The 15,722-nt window shown below is 65.2% G+C and carries 22 protein-coding genes; 8 read left to right on the top strand and 14 right to left on the bottom strand.

The features are described 5' to 3' along the window. Positions 1-3: 3 nt before the first annotated feature. Both moaD and pgsA read right to left on the bottom strand, forming a co-directional pair. Positions 4-255 (bottom strand): molybdopterin converting factor subunit 1, encoded by a 252-nt coding sequence (gene moaD / locus AC3A6I_RS12655; protein WP_487544074.1) that lies wholly within the window; start codon positions 253-255, stop codon positions 4-6. Then, the gene (pgsA, locus tag AC3A6I_RS12650) at positions 252-812 is read right to left on the bottom strand and encodes a CDP-diacylglycerol--glycerol-3-phosphate 3-phosphatidyltransferase (RefSeq protein ID WP_487544073.1); all 561 of its coding nucleotides are present in this window, start codon (positions 810-812) and stop codon (positions 252-254) included. The genes moaD and pgsA overlap by 4 nt, the downstream gene beginning before the upstream one ends. A 121-nt stretch (positions 813-933) precedes the next feature. Here pgsA and AC3A6I_RS12645 point away from each other — a divergent pair, with 121 nt between their 5' ends. Further along, positions 934-1,146: a hypothetical protein gene (locus tag AC3A6I_RS12645; protein ID WP_487544072.1), complete on the top strand. Its 213-nt coding sequence runs from the start codon at positions 934-936 to the stop codon at positions 1,144-1,146. 99 nt (positions 1,147-1,245) lie between these two features. Here AC3A6I_RS12645 and AC3A6I_RS12640 read toward each other — a convergent pair whose 3' ends face one another. Both AC3A6I_RS12640 and AC3A6I_RS12635 read right to left on the bottom strand, forming a co-directional pair. Continuing rightward, a complete protein-coding gene (locus AC3A6I_RS12640; protein WP_487544071.1) occupies positions 1,246-2,319 on the bottom strand; it encodes a 3-deoxy-7-phosphoheptulonate synthase in 1,074 nt (357 codons plus the stop codon). A gap of 217 nt (positions 2,320-2,536) precedes the next feature. Beyond that, positions 2,537-2,995: a MarR family winged helix-turn-helix transcriptional regulator gene (locus AC3A6I_RS12635; protein WP_487544070.1), complete on the bottom strand. Its 459-nt coding sequence runs from the start codon at positions 2,993-2,995 to the stop codon at positions 2,537-2,539. Between the two features lie 241 nt (positions 2,996-3,236). On the opposite strand from AC3A6I_RS12635, the gene AC3A6I_RS12630 reads away from it, so the two are divergent. After that, on the top strand, positions 3,237-3,380 hold the full coding sequence (locus AC3A6I_RS12630) for a DUF1127 domain-containing protein (RefSeq protein WP_487544069.1): 144 nt from the start codon (positions 3,237-3,239) through the stop codon (positions 3,378-3,380). A gap of 1,039 nt (positions 3,381-4,419) precedes the next feature. Here the strand turns inward: AC3A6I_RS12630 and uvrC are convergent. Both uvrC and AC3A6I_RS12620 read right to left on the bottom strand, forming a co-directional pair. Continuing rightward, positions 4,420-6,333, bottom strand: coding sequence for an excinuclease ABC subunit UvrC (gene uvrC / locus AC3A6I_RS12625; protein ID WP_487544068.1), 1,914 nt, complete (start codon positions 6,331-6,333; stop codon positions 4,420-4,422). After that, positions 6,294-7,085 (bottom strand): SDR family oxidoreductase, encoded by a 792-nt coding sequence (locus AC3A6I_RS12620; protein ID WP_487544067.1) that lies wholly within the window; start codon positions 7,083-7,085, stop codon positions 6,294-6,296. Before AC3A6I_RS12620 ends, uvrC begins: the two co-directional genes overlap by 40 nt. Before the next feature lie 170 nt (positions 7,086-7,255). On the opposite strand from AC3A6I_RS12620, the gene AC3A6I_RS12615 reads away from it, so the two are divergent. From AC3A6I_RS12615 to AC3A6I_RS12605, 3 genes are all read left to right on the top strand, one after another. Further along, positions 7,256-7,570, top strand: coding sequence for a hypothetical protein (locus AC3A6I_RS12615; protein ID WP_487544066.1), 315 nt, complete (start codon positions 7,256-7,258; stop codon positions 7,568-7,570). A 54-nt stretch (positions 7,571-7,624) separates the two neighbouring features. After that, a complete protein-coding gene (locus AC3A6I_RS12610; protein ID WP_487544065.1) occupies positions 7,625-8,590 on the top strand; it encodes a DMT family transporter in 966 nt (321 codons plus the stop codon). Between the two features lie 86 nt (positions 8,591-8,676). Further along, the gene (locus AC3A6I_RS12605; protein ID WP_487544064.1) at positions 8,677-9,081 is read left to right on the top strand and encodes a hypothetical protein; all 405 of its coding nucleotides are present in this window, start codon (positions 8,677-8,679) and stop codon (positions 9,079-9,081) included. 67 nt (positions 9,082-9,148) lie between these two features. On the opposite strand, the gene AC3A6I_RS12600 is transcribed toward AC3A6I_RS12605, so the two are convergent. The 4 genes from AC3A6I_RS12600 to AC3A6I_RS12585 form a co-directional block, all read right to left on the bottom strand. Beyond that, positions 9,149-9,370 carry a hypothetical protein gene (locus tag AC3A6I_RS12600; RefSeq protein WP_487544063.1) on the bottom strand — a complete coding sequence of 74 codons (222 nt, stop codon included), beginning with the start codon at positions 9,368-9,370 and terminating at the stop codon, positions 9,149-9,151. An 82-nt stretch (positions 9,371-9,452) separates the two neighbouring features. Next, positions 9,453-9,881: an SH3 domain-containing protein gene (locus tag AC3A6I_RS12595; RefSeq protein ID WP_487544062.1), complete on the bottom strand. Its 429-nt coding sequence runs from the start codon at positions 9,879-9,881 to the stop codon at positions 9,453-9,455. Positions 9,882-10,016: 135 nt separating this feature from the next. Continuing rightward, entirely contained in the window at positions 10,017-10,376 is a 360-nt protein-coding gene (locus AC3A6I_RS12590) for an SH3 domain-containing protein (RefSeq protein WP_487544061.1), read from the bottom strand. A gap of 244 nt (positions 10,377-10,620) precedes the next feature. Next, positions 10,621-10,932: a hypothetical protein gene (locus AC3A6I_RS12585; RefSeq protein ID WP_487544060.1), complete on the bottom strand. Its 312-nt coding sequence runs from the start codon at positions 10,930-10,932 to the stop codon at positions 10,621-10,623. A 196-nt stretch (positions 10,933-11,128) separates the two neighbouring features. On the opposite strand from AC3A6I_RS12585, the gene AC3A6I_RS12580 reads away from it, so the two are divergent. Beyond that, on the top strand, positions 11,129-12,172 hold the full coding sequence (locus AC3A6I_RS12580) for a hypothetical protein (protein ID WP_487544059.1): 1,044 nt from the start codon (positions 11,129-11,131) through the stop codon (positions 12,170-12,172). Further along, positions 12,162-12,548, top strand: coding sequence for a nuclear transport factor 2 family protein (locus tag AC3A6I_RS12575; protein WP_487544058.1), 387 nt, complete (start codon positions 12,162-12,164; stop codon positions 12,546-12,548). The genes AC3A6I_RS12580 and AC3A6I_RS12575 overlap by 11 nt, the downstream gene beginning before the upstream one ends. A 3-nt stretch (positions 12,549-12,551) precedes the next feature. Here the strand turns inward: AC3A6I_RS12575 and AC3A6I_RS12570 are convergent, their stop codons facing one another. The 3 genes from AC3A6I_RS12570 to AC3A6I_RS12560 form a co-directional block, all read right to left on the bottom strand. Further along, positions 12,552-12,986 carry a Crp/Fnr family transcriptional regulator gene (locus tag AC3A6I_RS12570; RefSeq protein ID WP_487544057.1) on the bottom strand — a complete coding sequence of 145 codons (435 nt, stop codon included), beginning with the start codon at positions 12,984-12,986 and terminating at the stop codon, positions 12,552-12,554. A gap of 229 nt (positions 12,987-13,215) precedes the next feature. Continuing rightward, positions 13,216-13,377, bottom strand: coding sequence for a Thivi_2564 family membrane protein (locus tag AC3A6I_RS12565; protein WP_487544056.1), 162 nt, complete (start codon positions 13,375-13,377; stop codon positions 13,216-13,218). Between the two features lie 906 nt (positions 13,378-14,283). Further along, positions 14,284-14,613 (bottom strand): hypothetical protein, encoded by a 330-nt coding sequence (locus AC3A6I_RS12560; RefSeq protein WP_487544055.1) that lies wholly within the window; start codon positions 14,611-14,613, stop codon positions 14,284-14,286. Positions 14,614-14,685: 72 nt separating this feature from the next. Between AC3A6I_RS12560 and AC3A6I_RS12555 the strand changes: the two genes are divergently transcribed. Then, positions 14,686-14,883 carry a hypothetical protein gene (locus tag AC3A6I_RS12555; protein WP_487544054.1) on the top strand — a complete coding sequence of 66 codons (198 nt, stop codon included), beginning with the start codon at positions 14,686-14,688 and terminating at the stop codon, positions 14,881-14,883. Positions 14,884-14,889: 6 nt separating this feature from the next. On the opposite strand, the gene AC3A6I_RS12550 is transcribed toward AC3A6I_RS12555, so the two are convergent. Further along, positions 14,890-15,645, bottom strand: coding sequence for a hypothetical protein (locus AC3A6I_RS12550; protein ID WP_487544053.1), 756 nt, complete (start codon positions 15,643-15,645; stop codon positions 14,890-14,892). Positions 15,646-15,722 lie beyond the last annotated feature (77 nt).

The following is a 15,722-nucleotide window of genomic DNA, read 5'->3' as shown; positions in this document are numbered from 1 at the left end:
GCGTCAGCCGCCGGTCATGGGCGGAAAGAGCGCGACGACCTTGGCGTTGCCGAGCGGGGCGGTATGCGGGACGATCTCGGTATCGAGCGCCGCCTTGATCAGGTTTGGTTTTTGCATCGCCAGATCAGCGGCTTCGTCGCGATCCCTCAGCCACTGAATCAGGTCGCCGACGGTGACGACCTCGGCGGGCGGATCGATATCCTCCTCGCCGCGGTTGAGGCGTTCGCGCAGCCAGGCGAAGTAGCGGACTTTCATAATTCGGGTCCCGAAAGATGCGGCCAGGCCGACTTGAGATAGTCCCAGCCGGTCCAGACGGTGAGGATGGCGGCCACCCACAGGGCGAAATGGGCGATGAAGGCGAGGCCGAGCAGCATGGGAGCGGCCATGATCAGTGCCAGCGCGACGAGTTGCACGGTGGTTTTCCACTTGGCCAGCATGGTGACCGGGACATCGACGGAGCGGTTGCCGAGGTACTCGCGCAGGCCGGAAACAAAGATTTCGCGGAGCAGGATGGCGATAGCCGGGAGCAGGTCCCAGCCGGTGAAGTCGCGGGTCCAGGCAAAGGTGACGAGCAGGGCGCCGACCAGCAGTTTGTCGGCGATCGGATCGAGCATCTTGCCGAGCGCGGAATTGAGGTTCATGCGCCGGGCGAGGAAGCCGTCGAGCCAATCGGTGACGGCCGCGGCGATATAGAGCAGCAGCGCCAGCCAGCGTAGCCAATCCCAGCCGGGAGACGAACCCCAGGCGACGAACAGGCAGATCACCGGGATGGCGAGGATGCGCCCGATGGTGAGCTGGTTGGGAAGCGTCATCAGTTGCGGAGGGATCTGCATGGGGCGGAGATGACGCTATCGGCGTGGCGGGGTCAAGGCGCGGGCGGTGGGAACTCGTGGGAGGGTTGCAGGTTGCTTTCTGCTCGACGGAGTTTTTCCCATGACCGGATTGAACAAGCAGACAGAAAAGCCGACGGCTCCGGCCTTCCGCGACAAGCAGAAGCCGGGCCCGGCCGAGGCCGACCATCAGGTGCGGCCGGCCGGCCCGGACGGGATGCGGCAGAAACCGAAACGCGAATGGAAGCCGGAGGACGAGGCGTCGGACGAGTCGTTTCCGGCGAGTGATCCGCCGGCGGCGAACAGGTTTGATTGACTGGCAAGGGCGGTGCTTGTGGCCGCTCCCTCCACCAGCTTCGCTGGTCCCCCTCCCCCCGCCATGCGGGGGAGGATCATGGAGAAGCCGGTGACCAAGCTAAGCCACCAGTTGGGCGGTGACGCGGCGGCGTTCCTCGACCGATTGGGCCAGTTGGTCCAGTACGTCGACCGTGGTGTCCCAGTCGATGCAGCCGTCGGTGATGGACTGGCCGTAGACGAGGGGCTTGCCGGGGACGAGGTCCTGGCGGCCGGCGACGAGGTTGGATTCGGCCATGACGCCGATGATGCGCTTGTCGCCGGCGGCGATCTGGGCGCCGACATCGGCAAGGACGAGTGGCTGGTTCTGCGGATTCTTGGACGAGTTGGAGTGGCTGGCGTCGATCATGACGATCGGGCGCTCGCCGGACTTCTCGGCCTCGGCGCAGGCGGCGGCGACCGACTCGGCGTCGAAGTTCGGCACTTTGCCGCCGCGCAGGATGATGTGGCAGTCGTCGTTGCCTGAGGTCGTTGCGATGGCAGAGCGGCCGGTCTTGGTCACGGCCAGGAAATGGTGCGGATGGCTGGCCGACTTCACGGCGTCGAGCGCGATGCGGACATTGCCGTCGGTGCCGTTCTTGAAGCCGACGGGACAGCTCAGCCCGGAGGCGAGCTCGCGATGCACCTGGCTCTCGGTGGTACGCGCGCCGATGGCGCCCCAGGCGACGAGGTCGGCGAAATATTGCGGAGTGGTCATATCGAGGAATTCGCAGCCGGCGGGCAGGCCGAGATTGTTGATCTCGAGCAGCAGCGCGCGGGCGACGCGCAGGCCGTTGTCGATATCGAAGCTGCCATCGAGATTGGGGTCGTTGATGAGGCCCTTCCAGCCGACGGTGGTGCGGGGCTTCTCGAAATAGACGCGCATGACGATCTCGAGGCTGCCGCTCAGGCGCTCGCGCACGGCGAGGAGGCGGCGGGCGTAATCGAGCGCGGCCTTCGGATCGTGGATGGAGCAGGGGCCGACGACGACGGCGAGGCGGTCGTCGGTGCCATGGATGATGTTGTGCAGCGCGTGGCGGGCACGGATCACCGTCTCGGTGGCGGCGTCGGTGCGCGGGTACTCGCGGATGACTTCTTCCGGGGTTCGGAGTTCGCGAAGGTCCTTGATGCGCAGGTCGTCAGTGGATTTCAGCATTTTGTCGTCGGCTCCTGGGGTGTCTTGGGGCCCGGCGACGAAAAAGCCGCCAGGTGCTGGCGGCTTTTCGGGTATTCGGCTGTTTGGTCTTCAGATCAAACGTTCCCCTCCGGCTGCCAGCGGCTTCCGTTGCTAAAGTACCAATAGAAGAAGGTGGCGCGGAGGTTCATGGGCGGAGTCTGTAGCCCAGCCGGTGCCGGTTGTCACCGGGGATTCGTCAGCCTTGGTCGGAAGGCTTACCCGCCGCGGTCTTGATGGCGGCGAGAACACGCATGGTCGCTTCGAGGTCAGCGCTGGTCAGACCCGAGAAAATCTGGCGGCGCAGCGCCTGCACATCGGCGTTGACCTCGAGGACGGTCTCCTTGCCGCGGGGGGTCAGCGAAATGGAGTTGGCGCGCCGATCGGTCGGGTCGGGCTGGCGGTTGACGAGCCCGGAACTCTCGAGCTCGTCGATCAGGCGAACCAGCGAGGCGCCTTCGATGCCGACGGCTTCGGCCAGTGCGTTCTGGCGGATGTTGTCGCCGAGGCGCTCGATCCACAGGAGCGGCGCCGAGGCGGCCTCGGACACGCCATGCTTGGCCGCGGCCTCGCGCGCCATCTTGCGCCACAGCCGGCCGGTGTGCAGGAGATCTCGCGTCAGATCGCGGAGCAGGTGGGCGGTTTCTGTGTCTGGCATAAATCGCTGCTGCGTTCGGATCAGGTCCGATGTGAAAGACCACAGCCCCGCGACCGGCGCAACCCGAGTTGTGCCCGCAGCGACATCATGGCCAGGAACCGCGCGCCCGCCATGATGAACGGGAACTTAACGGCAGTTAACAGGGCTTGCATGCAATGCATAGCTCGGGTGCGAAATACCCCACTGCTCGAGTCGAGTTAGCAGCTCTATATGCAGGTCACCAAACAGAAGGGGACCAGAAATGAACATTCGTCAGAAGCTCTCGCAGATCGCCGCTTACAACCGCACTGTTCGTGAGCTGTCGCAGCTGACCAACAACCAGCTCCGCGACCTCGGCATCACCCGCGAAGACATCAAGTTCGTCGCGCGTACCGCTGCCAACTAAGTAGTGATCGCATAGATCGAGAACGAAGGCGCCCATCGGGCGCCTTTTGTTTTGCGCATACTGACGCATCCGACAGCCTGGTGGCTTCGGAGTTTTCAAAGAACTCATCCCCTTTCGGAGATGAAGCGACGTGCCGGCGGGGCCTTTGCCCCTCGCGGTAGTCCGCAGCAATATGTGAGGCGCACGCCTCGCCGGCCGATCGGGGTTTTGGGCTTATGGCACGTGGGCCCGGGCGTTTCGTCGCTCAAATCGCTCCACTGGAGCGATTTGCCCCTGCGGGTCGCTCCTCGACCCAGTGCCGCATCGCGAGCTGCCCGAAGCTGAGCTGGCTGCCGGATTCCGCGCTCACCAACCTTCGCTCCCCACCCGATGCCGGGCAGTTGCAGCCTGGGACCGGACGTGCATCCGCCAAGTCCCCGCGTTGCTAGCGGCGTCCCCGGCGAACCGGATCGTGCCGACGTGCTTTGGACCTGGGCCGGCACGACTGCCGACCCACCCAATCTCCACCACACTAACCACTCGTCATGATCTCGCTTCGGTGCAGCGGACGGGGGGAGACTCGCATGGGTTTGGGGGTGAGGGGATAAGATTTGCATTGGCGCGTGTAGCCACCCCCACCCACCGGCTGCGCCGGTCCCCCCTCCCCACAAGGGGGAGGGAAAGCCGACTGAGAGTTCAGTGTGAGCGGTGGCGGCGGGCACCGTCAGAGCACTTGGCGCACCCCCTCCGAGCTGCGCTAGTTCGCTTTGCTCATAAGCTTCGCTTGCCTCCCCCATCAAGGGAGAGGTGAGGGCCGGTGGGTGGGCACCGACCGTGCATAAATCACGGTGTCATTCCCGCGAAGGCGGGAACCTAGTTGCACCGGCCTTGCGTGGAGCACTGGGTCCCCGCCTTCGGGGGGATGACACCGGTGGAAAAGCGCCCCAGTCAACAGTCCCCATCAAGGGGAAGGTGGGCTGGTGCGCGTGGTCGCGCCTCCACCGCCTGCGGCGGTCCCCCTCCCCCGTTCACGGGGGAGGATCATAGAGAGGCCGGTGCGCTAGTTGCTGCCGTTGAAGTGGTCGTAGATCTGCTGGGCGAGGGCGCTCGAGACGCCGGGAACTTCGGCGAGGTCGGCGAGGGCGGCGCGGGAGACGGCTTTGGCGGAGCCGAAGCGCTGGAGCAGGGCGCGCTTTCGCGTGGGACCAATGCCTTCGATCTCGTCGAGCGGGTTGGTGATGGCGGCCTTCTGCCGCTTGGCGCGGTGGGTGCCGATGGCGAAGCGGTGGGCTTCGTCGCGCAGGCGCTGCACGTAGTAGAGGACGGGATCGCGGTGCGGCAGCATGAAGCTGTCACGGCCTTCCATGAAGAATTTTTCGCGGCCGGCGTCGCGCTCCTCGCCCTTGGCGATGCCGATGAAGGTCACCTCACGCGGCAGGTTGAGCTGGGCGATGACTTCGCGCACGGCATTGAGCTGGCCGGCGCCGCCGTCGATGAAGACGACATCGGGCCAGTCGGGCATCACGCCCTCTTCCTCGATCTCGTCGGCCGGGCTCTCGTTGGCGAGGCGGGTGAAGCGGCGGGTCAGCACCTCGCGCATCATGCCGAAATCGTCGCCTGGCGTGATGTCGGTCGAGCGGATGTTGAAGGTGCGATAGTGCTTCTTGCTGAAGCCTTCCTCGCCCGAGACGATCATGGCGCCGACGGCATTGGTGCCGGAGATGTGCGAGTTGTCGTAGACCTCGATGCGGCGCGGCGGCTCGTCGAGGCCGAAGGCGGTGGCGACGCCCTCGAGCAGGGTTTTCTGGGTCGCGCCCTCGGCAAGCTGGCGGCCGAGGGCTTCGCGGGCGTTGTTGAGCGCGTGCTGGACAAGGTCCTTCTTTTCGCCGCGCTGCGGCACCTGGATCGAGACCTTGTGGCCGGCCTTGGCGGAGAGGGCTTCCTCCATCAGGTCGTTCTCGCTCAGGGCGTGTGAGAGCAGGACCTGTTTTGGCGGCGAGCGGTCCTCGTAGAACTGGGCGATGAAGGCTTCGAGCACTTCGACGTCCGACAGCGAGGCGTCGGCGCGCGGGCGGTAGGCGTGGTTGCCCCAGTTCTGGAAGGCGCGGAAGAAGAAGACCTGCACGCAAAACTGGCCGGCTTCGTGCGAGATGGCGAAGACGTCGGCTTCCTCGACGGTTTTTGCCGCCACATCGCCCTGCGACTGGACCAGGGCTAGGGCGCTGAGGCGATCGCGGAGCAGGGCGGCGCGCTCGAAATCGAGATTCTCGGCCGCGGTGTTCATGTCCTCGGCCAGGTGATCCTGTACGGACTTGGATTTGCCGGAGAGGAACTGGCGGGCTTCGTCGACGAGCTCGTTATAGTCGGGAACGGAGATTTCGCCGGTGCAGGGGCCCGAGCAGCGCTTGATCTGATAGAGCATGCAGGGCCGGGTGCGGGCCTTGTAGAAGCTGTCCGAGCAGGTGCGGAGGAGGAAGGCGCGTTGCAGGGCAGTGATGGTTCGCTTCACCGCCAGCGCCGAAGCGAAGGGGCCGAAATAGTGGCCCTTGGTGCGGCGGACGCCGCGATGCTTCTTCAGTTCAGCGGCCTCGTGCTCGGTGGCGATGAGGATGTAGGGGAAGCTCTTATCGTCGCGCAGCAGCACGTTGAAGCGGGGCTTCAGGCGCTTGATCAGGTTGGCTTCGAGCAGGAGGGCTTCGGCCTCGGTCTCGGTGCGCACGAACTCCATGTTGCGCGTGGCGTCGATCATCCGGCGGATGCGGATGTCGAGGCCTTCGGGGCGCGTGTAATTGGTGACGCGCGCCTTCAGGCTACGCGCCTTGCCGACATAGATGACCTCGCCGGCCTCATCGAGCATGCGATAGACGCCGGGGGCGCTGGGCAGGGTTTTGACGAAGCCGCGGATGACGTCCGCGCCATAGACGGGCGTGTCGGTCATTTCTTCCTCGGGGTGGGGCCGCGGCGGGCGGGCCATTCGAGATGCTCGCCGCCATCGAGGGCGATCATCTGGCCGGTCATGGCGGGCAGGGCGAGGATGGCGAGGACACCATCGGCAATAGCTTCGGCATCGGCGGAATAGCCGAGCGGCAGTTCGATGTTGCGGCGTGCGTGAGCTTCGGGCGTGACGTGCGGCGGCGGCACGGTGGGGCCGGGGCCGACGGCGTTGACGCGGATGCGCGGGGCCAGCGACTGGGCGAGGGTACGCGTCATGGTCCAGAGCACGGACTTGGACAGCGTGTAGCTGAAATAGGCGGGAGACAGGTCGAGCACGCGTTCGTCGATGATGTTGACGATGTTGCCTTGCACCCCGTCCGGCAGCTGCGTGGCGACATCGCGCGCGAGAAAGGCCGGGGCTTCGGCATGGATGGCGAAGTGGGCGTCCCACAGGGCTTCGTCAAGGTCGGTGGCGGCGTCGCGTTCGAACAGCGAGGCATTGTTGACGAGCAGGGTGAGCGGACCGAAGGGCGCTGCGGCATCGGCGATCAGGCGGGCGCGCTGGGCGCGGTCGGCGAGATCGGCCTGGACGGTGGCGGCTTGGCCGCCGGCGGCGCGAATCGCTGCGGCAAGGGCTTCGGCTTTTTCGGCGGACGTGCGGTAGTGCACGAGCACGGCCCAGCCGGCGGCGGCGAGCCGGCGGGCGATGGCGGCGCCGATGCGGTCGGCGGCACCGGTGACGAGAGCGACGCGGGGCTCCGTGCGAGCGGAATCAGGTGCTGGCGTGATCATGGGCAGGCAAATTTAGTCGTTGGCGCAGCCGGCGGCAAACGTGAGCGTGAGGCGGGCGTTACAAGCAAGTGCGTAGTCAAGACCGTCGACTAGCGACTCTGTGCAAACGGGCATAATGTCGCAACGTGGGTGGAAGCATAAGCTTTCCAGAACGATAGAGGGTCAAGATCATGGATTGGGTTGGAATTATCGTTCAGATCATCACCGGGGCGGTCGGTGGTGCTGGTACGGGTAAGGCCGTGAAGAGCGTCGATCTTGGTAATGTGGGCAACATTATTGCCGGCATCATCGGCGGCGTCGGCGGTCCTGCATTGGCGGGGCTGATCCCCGGACTCGATGTGCTGTCGAGCATGGGCGGTACGGCAGCGGCCGGCGGTGTCGATATCGGCTCGCTGCTCGGCCAGGGCGTCGGCGGTCTCGTCGGCGGTGGCGTGTTGACAGCCATCGTCGGCGCCATCAAGAACTCCATGGCGAAGTCCGCCTAACAGGATGGTTCCCGCGCCCCGGTTCCGACCGGGGCGCGCTTTTGTGAGATTTTGGTGTCAGAGGTTTCTCCGGCCGTGGGCCGGTCCGCTACGGATGCTCCGCGGCGGGCCGATAATGTTGCGCTGGGCATTGGCCTGACGTTGCTCGCGATCACGATCTTCGGGATCCAGGACGCCATTTCGAAATCGCTGGTGCAGACGCACTCGCCGTTCCAGATCGCGATGATCCGGTTCTGGGCGTTTGCGTTGTTCTCACTGTTCCTGGTCAGCCGGCAGGGGCCGCTGAAGCAGGCGTTCCGCTCGCGCTATCCGCTGCTGCAGTGGCTGCGGGCGCTGCTGCTGGTGCTCGACATCTGGGCCTTCGCTATGGCGCTGAGGACCGTGCCGCTTGCCGAATTGCAGGCGGTTACGCTGGTCTATCCGCTGATGGCGACGCTGCTGGCGATCCCGTTGCTGGGCGAGAAAGTCGGCGTGTTCCGGCTGGTCGCCGTAGCGGTCGGCTTTTGCGGCGCACTGGTGATCGTGCGGCCCGGCGGGCTGCCGATCGACGGTGGCGTGCTGTTCGCGATCTTTTCCGCGGCCTGCTATGCCGGCTATATCGTGCTGACGCGGAAGGTGTCGCGGCAGGACAGCACGGCGACCAGCATGGTCTATGTCGGCGTGGGCGGGCTGGTGCTGACCACGGCAGTGGGCGTGTTCTTCTGGCAGCCGATGGACATGATCCAGATGCTGCAGATGGGCGCCATGATGGTCACCTCGACGGTCGCGCATGCGCTGATGATGGTGGCGCTGTCGCGCGCGCCGGCCAGCACGCTGCAGCCATTCAACTACTTTGCGCTGCCGTGGGGCATCCTGCTCAGCTACACGGTGTTCGGCCACCTGATCGATCCGATCGCGCTGATCGGCGGCACGATCATCGTGGGGGCAGGCCTGGTGGTGATGGCGCGCGAACGGCGCCTCAGCAGGCTGGGGCGGAAGGCCGGGCCGAGCGTCGCCGAGGAAGAGACGCCATCGCATTGATCTGGCCGCGGTTCTTGAATCGCGGGCGGAGCGGGGACATGTGATGGTTGGTAGGCGACAGGCCTGCCTATCGGAGATTGCCGCCAATGTTCATCGTGCTCGAAGTGCTGCTGGTTCTGGGGCTGATCGGCCTTGTGGCCAACTATTTCCTGCGTGGCCGGCGTGACGCCGAGCGGCAGCAGGTGATGGAGCGGCGGGTCGAGGCCTATATGCAGACGATCCGGCGAGAGGGCGGGGATGCGCCACTGCTGTCGGCGGCGCGGAACCTGCGGGTGCAAGCGGAACGGCGCTGGTATCTCGTATTCGGTGGCGGCGTCGCCGCCGTGATCGCGGCGATCGCGGTGGCGAGCGACCAGGGCCTGCAGGGTTTTGGGATCGTGGTGCTGGTCGCGGCCGTAGCGCTCTACGGGCTCAACGAATTCCTGGGCCGCCGCATGCGCGAACCGCTGGTGGCGCAGGGGATCGATGTGGAGCGGCTGCGGGTGGAATAGGGGCGTAAGTCGGAGTCCGGAAGTCGGAATTCGTCCCGACTTACGACTTCCGGGTTTCTACCTCCGGCTAGAGCCGCCGCATCTTGCCGATCATGAAGACCAGAGCTCCGGCGAGGACGAGCACCACCGGCGCGATCACCATGATCGAGAGCAGCGTGCCGTCGACGTGGAAGGTGCCGAACTGGCGCATCTGGGACAAGCCGAAGCGCTCGAGGAAAAAGATCGCGATGCCGAAGCTTGCGAGGGTTGCGGCGAGCTTCACATAGGGCTTGGTTTTTCGTTCGGCCATTGCGGATCACCGGGCGCTGCGATGCAGCCTAGATAGGGCTGCGGGCAGCGCCCGGCAAGCTCACCGCTTCGAACGTGACACGCTAGTCGCGGAAGCAGAAGGAGGCACTCGGCGCGCCCCAGCAGACCTGGCTGTTGTAGCGCGGATAGTAAGGCCGGTAGCGCGGGCGGAAGCTCGGGCGATCGATGTAGAAATCGTCATCGTAGTCGTAGCGATCGTCATAACGGTCATCGCCATAGCGATCATCGTCGTAGCGATCGGAGGCCAGGTAATTGGCGCTGACCCAGCCATCGGGGCCGGATTTGTTCACATAGCACCAGCTGCCCCGGCAGTAGTCGACGTCGACGCGTTCACCGCGGCGAAGCACGTCGACAACGGCATAGCCGGTGCCGGCGCCGGAACGGACGTTGACGGTGCTGGAAGCGTAAGCAGGTGCGGCCTGGGCGGCGCTGGCGACACCTAGCGTGGCCACTGCCACGGCGAGGCCGAGAAGGGTGCGGCGGAAGGGCATGACAAGCTCCTTGGAGTAACAGTTGCTTCCCCCAAAACGGCCGGACCCTGCTCCGGGTTTCCTGAACCGAAAATGAACAGCGCCCCCGGGAAGGTCCCAGGGGCGCCGTTCAGACAAGGCAGGCAGGCGTGGCGATCAGTAACCGCCGCTGAGGCAGAACGAGGCGCTCTGGCCGTTGATGCAGAACGAGCCGCCGTAGCCCGAACCGTAGCCCGGGAACGGGCCGGGGAAGGGGCCGTAGTTGAAGTCGAGCACGTGCTTCTTCACCCAGCCATCCTGACCCGGGATCTGGATCTTGTACCAGCTGCCGTTCTTGGCGAGGATCTTGACCTTCTGGCCATCGTAGACCTCGTTCACGTTGGGGCCGGCACCGGCGTGCTTCTTGACCTTCGAATACTGGTCGACCCAGGCATACTGAGCGGCCATGGAAGCGCCGGCGGTGACGACGAGCACGGCGGTGGCGAGAACGGCGGTCTTGATCGATTTGGCAAACATCTTCGGGTTCCTTGGTTCATTTGTGGTGGCATCACTGCCTTGACCGCGAAACTAGAAGCCTGTGCCTGAATGGATCCTGAAGTGCTTGTTTAGGTAGAATTTTTTCGCGTGCGGCGGAGATTTTGTTCATCTTTGTGGCGAGCTGCGACCGCTACCTGGCGGTGCCGCGCTATCTCAGGATGGCCCCGGCCTTCGCCTGGATGACCCGGTGGGGGCGGGGCGGTCCGAGTAGCTCGCCACCGACTTAGTAGCGGACCGGGCGGCGGCGCTTGATCTCGGCGATACGCTCCGCGTCGGCTTCGGCGCTGAGGTAGCGGCCGCGCTCCAGGATTTCGAGCGTGTATTCGCGATAGGTGATGCCCAGCGCCTCGGCGCGGCGGGCGCGCATCACCGCGATATCGTAGGGCACATCGTTGAAGGCACGCTCGACGGCGGCGGACCAGACGAAATAATTGCCGATGCCGTTGCTGCCCCATGGGCGCGGATTGTCATCGAGCGGCGGGCCGCCATTCGAGAGGGGGAGGGGGGTGGGGGTGTCGTCGATCATCCTGCGCATAATGCCATGCTCGGGCAGCGCGGGGACAAGATCAACGCATCGGCCTTGATGGCTGGTATCAAGCGAACGCATGGCCCGAAACCGTGCCCGGCGATGCCAACCGGCTGGAGGCGGATGCCACCGGGCCGCTTCCGCGTTGGCGCAGGGGCGGGTTTCACCTATCTGTTGCCCAATGTTGGCCGGTTGAGGGATGACGATGCTGGACGAGACAAGGCCTGTTCCGCCGAGGGACTCGCGCGACGGGTTGGCGCTGCTTATCGTGCTGCTGCTCGCCGGTATCGGGCTCATCCTCTCCAATCCGCTGGTCGATGTGGCGCGCGGGTACAATCGCGAGGTGGCGGTGACGACCACGGCGATCTTTGCCAGCGTGCGCGGCGCCACCTCGGTGATGAGCATGGCGCGGGACGCCGATTTCCAGGCCTCCGCAGTGGTCGGCTCGGTGACGGCGAGCCCCGGGCAGGTGCTGCAACCGGTGATCGCGACGCTGGAGCGGATGGCGGACCTGCTGTTCGCGCTGGCGATCGTCTCCGGCATTCTGGCGGTGAGCCTGCCGGTGGTGGGAACACTGGGGGCGACGGCGCTGGCGCTGGGCGCGGCGGGCATGCTGATGCTGAAGCCGTGGCGGGCGGCGCCGGGCGGGTTCCGGCGACTGGCTGGTGCGCTGGTGTTCGTGGGGCTGATCGGCAGCGCGGTTTTGCCGGGCGCGTACCTGGTTGCGTTCATTGTCGGCGACAAGGTTACGGCGGAGGCGTGGACGAAGGCGGAGGCGGCGTTCCACCATCAGGCGGCGGCTGTGGCCGAGAGCGGCGGCGAGATCGCGGTCCCGCCGGCAGGTACGGTGCCGCCGGCCACAGGGACGACGCCGCCGGCAGCCGAGCCGGGGATGTTCGACTGGTTCACCGACACGATCGAGGGCACCAGCGAGGCGATCGGCGGGGCGCTGACGGCGACGCAGCAGTTCGCCGGCTGGGTGAGTACGCAGGTTTCGGCCAATGCGCAGGTGGTGACCGATGGAGTGGCGTCGGCGGGCGAGTTGTTCGCGGCCTCGGTGGATATCGGGGTGGCGTATCTCGTGAAGCTGGTGGTGCTGCCGTCGCTGATTCTTGCGGCCTCGATCTGGCTGCTGCGGACGGCTATGACGCGGGATGCGGTGAGCGTGGAGACGATCCGGCGGATCGAAGTGGTGCAGCGGCCAGTTCTACCGGCGGCATCAGCGGAAGGAACGAGCGATGAGCGATGACGCGATTGAACTGGTGAAGCGCAGCTATGCGGCCTTCGCGGCGGGAGACCGGGCGGCGATGGAAGCGATCCTCGCGCCGGATTTCCATTTCACCAGCCCGTACGACAACCGCATTGACCGGGCGACCTACTGGGAGCGGTGCTGGCCGGGATCGGGGCAGGGCGGCGGGTTCGAGTTCATCCACCTCGCGCATGCCGGGGAGCTGGTGTTCGTGACCTACGAGATGCACGGGCCGGACGGGCACGGCGGGCGCAACACCGAGATTGCCACGGTGCGCGACGGGCAGATCCACGCATTCGAGGTGTACTTTGGCTGGAACGTGCCGCATGACGCGCCGGAGGGCGGGTTCATCGAGGCGGTGCCGACCTCGTCGTAAGCCTCAGGCGCGGTGATCGGCGCCGGACAGGGTGCCGAACAGGCGATCGAAGATATTGCCCTCGTGGCCGGATTTCTTGAGCTGCACCAGAGCGGCGCTGGTGGCATCGAGCCGGCGGCAGGCGAGGGTGGCGACGTGGATGGCGGCGAGCGGGCTCTGCTCGAGCCAGTGCAGGCCATCCTCGATGTGACGGACCTCGACCGGGGTCAGCGCGGTGACATTGGCCGAGTGATCGGTGCCGAGCAGCACGCTCATTTCGCCGACCAGGGCGCCGGGCTCGGTGATGCGGGCGATCTCGATGCCGTCGCGCTCGACCTTGAGCTGGCCGGAGGTGAGGATGAACAGGTCGCCGCGCGCCTCGCCGGCCTCGATCAACCGGTTGCCCGGCTTCAGCGACAGCGTTGGATAGGCTTTGGCGAGCACCAGCAGGTTGGCCATGGTCGAAATTCCCCCGAGATGCGGGCAGTTGGGGCCCGCGCGCGCCAGCATAGCAAGGCGCGGCGGGCGGTTGAAGGGAGGGGGCGGGCCTGGAGCACTTCAGGCGGCGCCCACCCACAATGTCATTCCCGCGAAGGCGGGAACCCAGTCAGCGAGCGTGCGGCCACTGGATCCCCGCCTTCGCGGGGATGACGCCGGTGTTTGTGAAGCGCGTCGAACGTGAGGCGCCCTAGAACACCGCGAGGTATTTCAGCAGCGCGATGATGCCGATGATGATCACCACGATCTGGATGATCTGCTTGACGCGGCCCTCGACCGGCAGGCGCTGGACCAGCCAGAGGATGAGCACGACGACGAGGAAGGTAATGAGGATAGAGATGAGGATTCCCATCGAATTTCTCCGTGACGCTGCGGGAACGCAGTGAGCACCTAACGCGCACGTGGCGAAAAGGTGGCAGGGGCGGAGGTCGGAAGTCGGAGGTCGGAGCTAGGGCGAGTGGAGGCGCCCGATGGCCGGACGCCTCGGGGGAGGGGGAAGGTGGGACGTTGGCCGGCGAGGCGTTTGCCCCACGCGGTAGTCCGCAGATAAAACGAGGCTCACGCCTCGCCGGCCGACCGGGATTTTGGGCGTATGGCACGTGGGCCCGGGCGAATCCCGTGCCGCATCGCGACTGCCTGAGGCTGGACCGGCTGCCGAGTTCCGCGCTCACCGACCTTCACCCCACCGCCCGATGCCGGGCAGCTGCAGCTTTGGAAACGGCGGCGCATCCACCATCCCCCGCGTAATAGCGGCGTCCCCGGCGAACCGGATCGTGCCGACGTGCTTTCGACCTGGCGCGGAGCGACCCCCACACCACCCGACCATCCTCCTCGCAGACCGTTCGTCGCGACCCCGTCCCGCGCGGGAAGACGACGGCACTATCGCATGGTGTGGAAGCAGGGGGATAAGTGGGGTGCATAAAAAATGCAGATGCAGATAGGACCTATTTGCAGGAAGAGCGGCGGGGTGGTTCTTTTGGGGCGAACTGGAGAGGGAGGGCAGGGAGAGGCGAGGGCAGGGAAGGTGCGGAGGGCAGGGAGCGCAGGCGAATGGCGGGGGCGGAGGCGTGAGACCAGGGCGCAGATGCAAATAGGAGGTATTTGCAAAGCCGTGGGCGACGGCATTCTTCGGGGCGAGGGGCGAGGGGCGAGGGGCGAGGGGCGAGGGGCGAGGGGCGAGGGGCGAGGGGCGAGGGGCGAGAGGCGAGAGGCGAGAGGCTGCCACGGGAGGGTTCGCTCCCATGTCGTGGCCGCGTGGCTACGGATCGCCGAGTTTTACGGTACGCCAGGTTTGCACGTAGCGGACCGGGCCGGGGCGGCGGATGAGGATGCGGCCGTAGTCCTCGCCATAGGGCGAGTTGAGTGTGACGCGGATGAACTCGTCGGTCTTGCAGCGCGGGCAGGGGAAGGGCGGCCAGAGCGCCGGCTGCTCCGGATCGAGCAGTTCGGCGAGGTCGGCGGCGAGATAGGTGGCGGTGCGCCGGCAGCCGTTGCACTTGACGATCACCAGCTGGCCCCACTCGGCGGCGTGCTTCAAGAGGTGCGTCTTGCCGGGGTATTTTTTCTGCAGGTGCGGCGGCGGCGGCATCGCGGGACTCGATATCGTTCCTGTTTTGTTCTAACGTGGATGGCCCGAACCGTCCATGCCGGAACCACGCCCATGCCGCAGCACACGATTGCCCTCAACGGCCGCACCACCCGCCACCCGAAATTCACGCCGCAGGAAGCGGAGACGCTGCGGCAGAAGGGGTTTCGCTTCGCGATCTACCGGCCGGAGGAAGACGAGTTCCGGCTGAGCCTGCCGCTGCAGACGATCGAGGACCGGGATCGCGGGACGCTGACGATTGAGCAGGGGTGAGGGTGATCACGCGCGAGCGAGGCGCTCACCTTGATCTATGTGCCGCAGGACTAGATTGCCTAGATCCGAAACGGAATATTTGTAACTTTGGCCTTTGCCTGTTGCTCCATAGTCCTCGCTGGCCACCTCTCGATCCAACAGACCAGCTTGAATAACGTCTTGAAACACGATCCTGTAGGCAGGCAGATCTGGATCTGGGACTCCAGAAAGCTTATCGTGACTATTGGCAAATCCATCGGTTATTGGATGGTCAACGCCGTAGCGCCGACCTAAGAGAAATTGACGCAGGGTCCCGTGGTCCACCTGCTTGACCGAGTATTTATTGGTAACTTCTTTAGTTACCAAAAGTATGTAAATATGTAGGTCGGTCATTCTATCAACTGTATTCAATACGATCGACGATAAGGATCGCTCTGATTGGATACAGGTTCCGGTCAACGTACAGGCGCGAAGTATTCTGGTCTTTTCTTCACCGTGGCTTTTGACGGCCACCTGCAAGGCCTGAATAAGAACGGCGCTTACTCGATCATCTGCGGCCAACTCGGTGAGCTTGATGGTTCCCTTTCTTTCCAGTCGCTCGAGTCGTTCAGAGATGTCCTGCAAGAAGCGATCTCGTTTTCGGGCCATTGGATCGCCGATAATCAACGTGACCAGTTCACTAGCCACACCCCCACCAGGGAGCAGCCCTAGTAGCGACTTCGCGATGAATGTTCCGACGCGCAACGCGCCATCATCGGGGTCGTTCTCCGTGGCGTTGCCCATTTCTAGATCCTAAGCTGCCGACCTTACCTGGATCGCCCTTCGAGGACCGATCGTCAGTTTCGCCGCGAGCGCCACTC

The organism is Devosia sp. Soil_C_22 (genome assembly GCF_057657195.1).
This window is presented reverse-complemented; position numbering and strand designations above follow the sequence as displayed.

Bases quoted from the DNA above. Each gene is read 5' to 3' on its own strand.
- moaD (WP_487544074.1), bottom strand. From the start codon at position 255: ATGAAAGTCCGCTACTTCGCCTGGCTGCGCGAACGCCTCAACCGCGGC.
- AC3A6I_RS12595 (WP_487544062.1), bottom strand. From the start codon at position 9,881: ATGCCCTTCCGCCGCACCCTTCTCGGCCTCGCCGTGGCAGTGGCCACG.
- AC3A6I_RS12630 (WP_487544069.1), top strand. From the start codon at position 3,237: ATGAACATTCGTCAGAAGCTCTCGCAGATCGCCGCTTACAACCGCACT.
- AC3A6I_RS12580 (WP_487544059.1), top strand. From the start codon at position 11,129: ATGCTGGACGAGACAAGGCCTGTTCCGCCGAGGGACTCGCGCGACGGG.
- AC3A6I_RS12575 (WP_487544058.1), top strand. From the start codon at position 12,162: ATGAGCGATGACGCGATTGAACTGGTGAAGCGCAGCTATGCGGCCTTC.
- AC3A6I_RS12570 (WP_487544057.1), bottom strand. From the start codon at position 12,986: ATGGCCAACCTGCTGGTGCTCGCCAAAGCCTATCCAACGCTGTCGCTG.
- AC3A6I_RS12585 (WP_487544060.1), bottom strand. From the start codon at position 10,932: ATGCGCAGGATGATCGACGACACCCCCACCCCCCTCCCCCTCTCGAAT.
- AC3A6I_RS12555 (WP_487544054.1), top strand. From the start codon at position 14,686: ATGCCGCAGCACACGATTGCCCTCAACGGCCGCACCACCCGCCACCCG.
- AC3A6I_RS12600 (WP_487544063.1), bottom strand. From the start codon at position 9,370: ATGGCCGAACGAAAAACCAAGCCCTATGTGAAGCTCGCCGCAACCCTC.
- AC3A6I_RS12645 (WP_487544072.1), top strand. From the start codon at position 934: ATGACCGGATTGAACAAGCAGACAGAAAAGCCGACGGCTCCGGCCTTC.
- AC3A6I_RS12560 (WP_487544055.1), bottom strand. From the start codon at position 14,613: ATGCCGCCGCCGCCGCACCTGCAGAAAAAATACCCCGGCAAGACGCAC.
- AC3A6I_RS12605 (WP_487544064.1), top strand. From the start codon at position 8,677: ATGTTCATCGTGCTCGAAGTGCTGCTGGTTCTGGGGCTGATCGGCCTT.
- AC3A6I_RS12550 (WP_487544053.1), bottom strand. From the start codon at position 15,645: ATGGGCAACGCCACGGAGAACGACCCCGATGATGGCGCGTTGCGCGTC.
- pgsA (WP_487544073.1), bottom strand. From the start codon at position 812: ATGACGCTTCCCAACCAGCTCACCATCGGGCGCATCCTCGCCATCCCG.
- AC3A6I_RS12620 (WP_487544067.1), bottom strand. From the start codon at position 7,085: ATGATCACGCCAGCACCTGATTCCGCTCGCACGGAGCCCCGCGTCGCT.
- AC3A6I_RS12635 (WP_487544070.1), bottom strand. From the start codon at position 2,995: ATGCCAGACACAGAAACCGCCCACCTGCTCCGCGATCTGACGCGAGAT.
- AC3A6I_RS12640 (WP_487544071.1), bottom strand. From the start codon at position 2,319: ATGCTGAAATCCACTGACGACCTGCGCATCAAGGACCTTCGCGAACTC.
- AC3A6I_RS12565 (WP_487544056.1), bottom strand. From the start codon at position 13,377: ATGGGAATCCTCATCTCTATCCTCATTACCTTCCTCGTCGTCGTGCTC.
- uvrC (WP_487544068.1), bottom strand. From the start codon at position 6,333: ATGGCCCGCCCGCCGCGGCCCCACCCCGAGGAAGAAATGACCGACACG.
- AC3A6I_RS12590 (WP_487544061.1), bottom strand. From the start codon at position 10,376: ATGTTTGCCAAATCGATCAAGACCGCCGTTCTCGCCACCGCCGTGCTC.
- AC3A6I_RS12615 (WP_487544066.1), top strand. From the start codon at position 7,256: ATGGATTGGGTTGGAATTATCGTTCAGATCATCACCGGGGCGGTCGGT.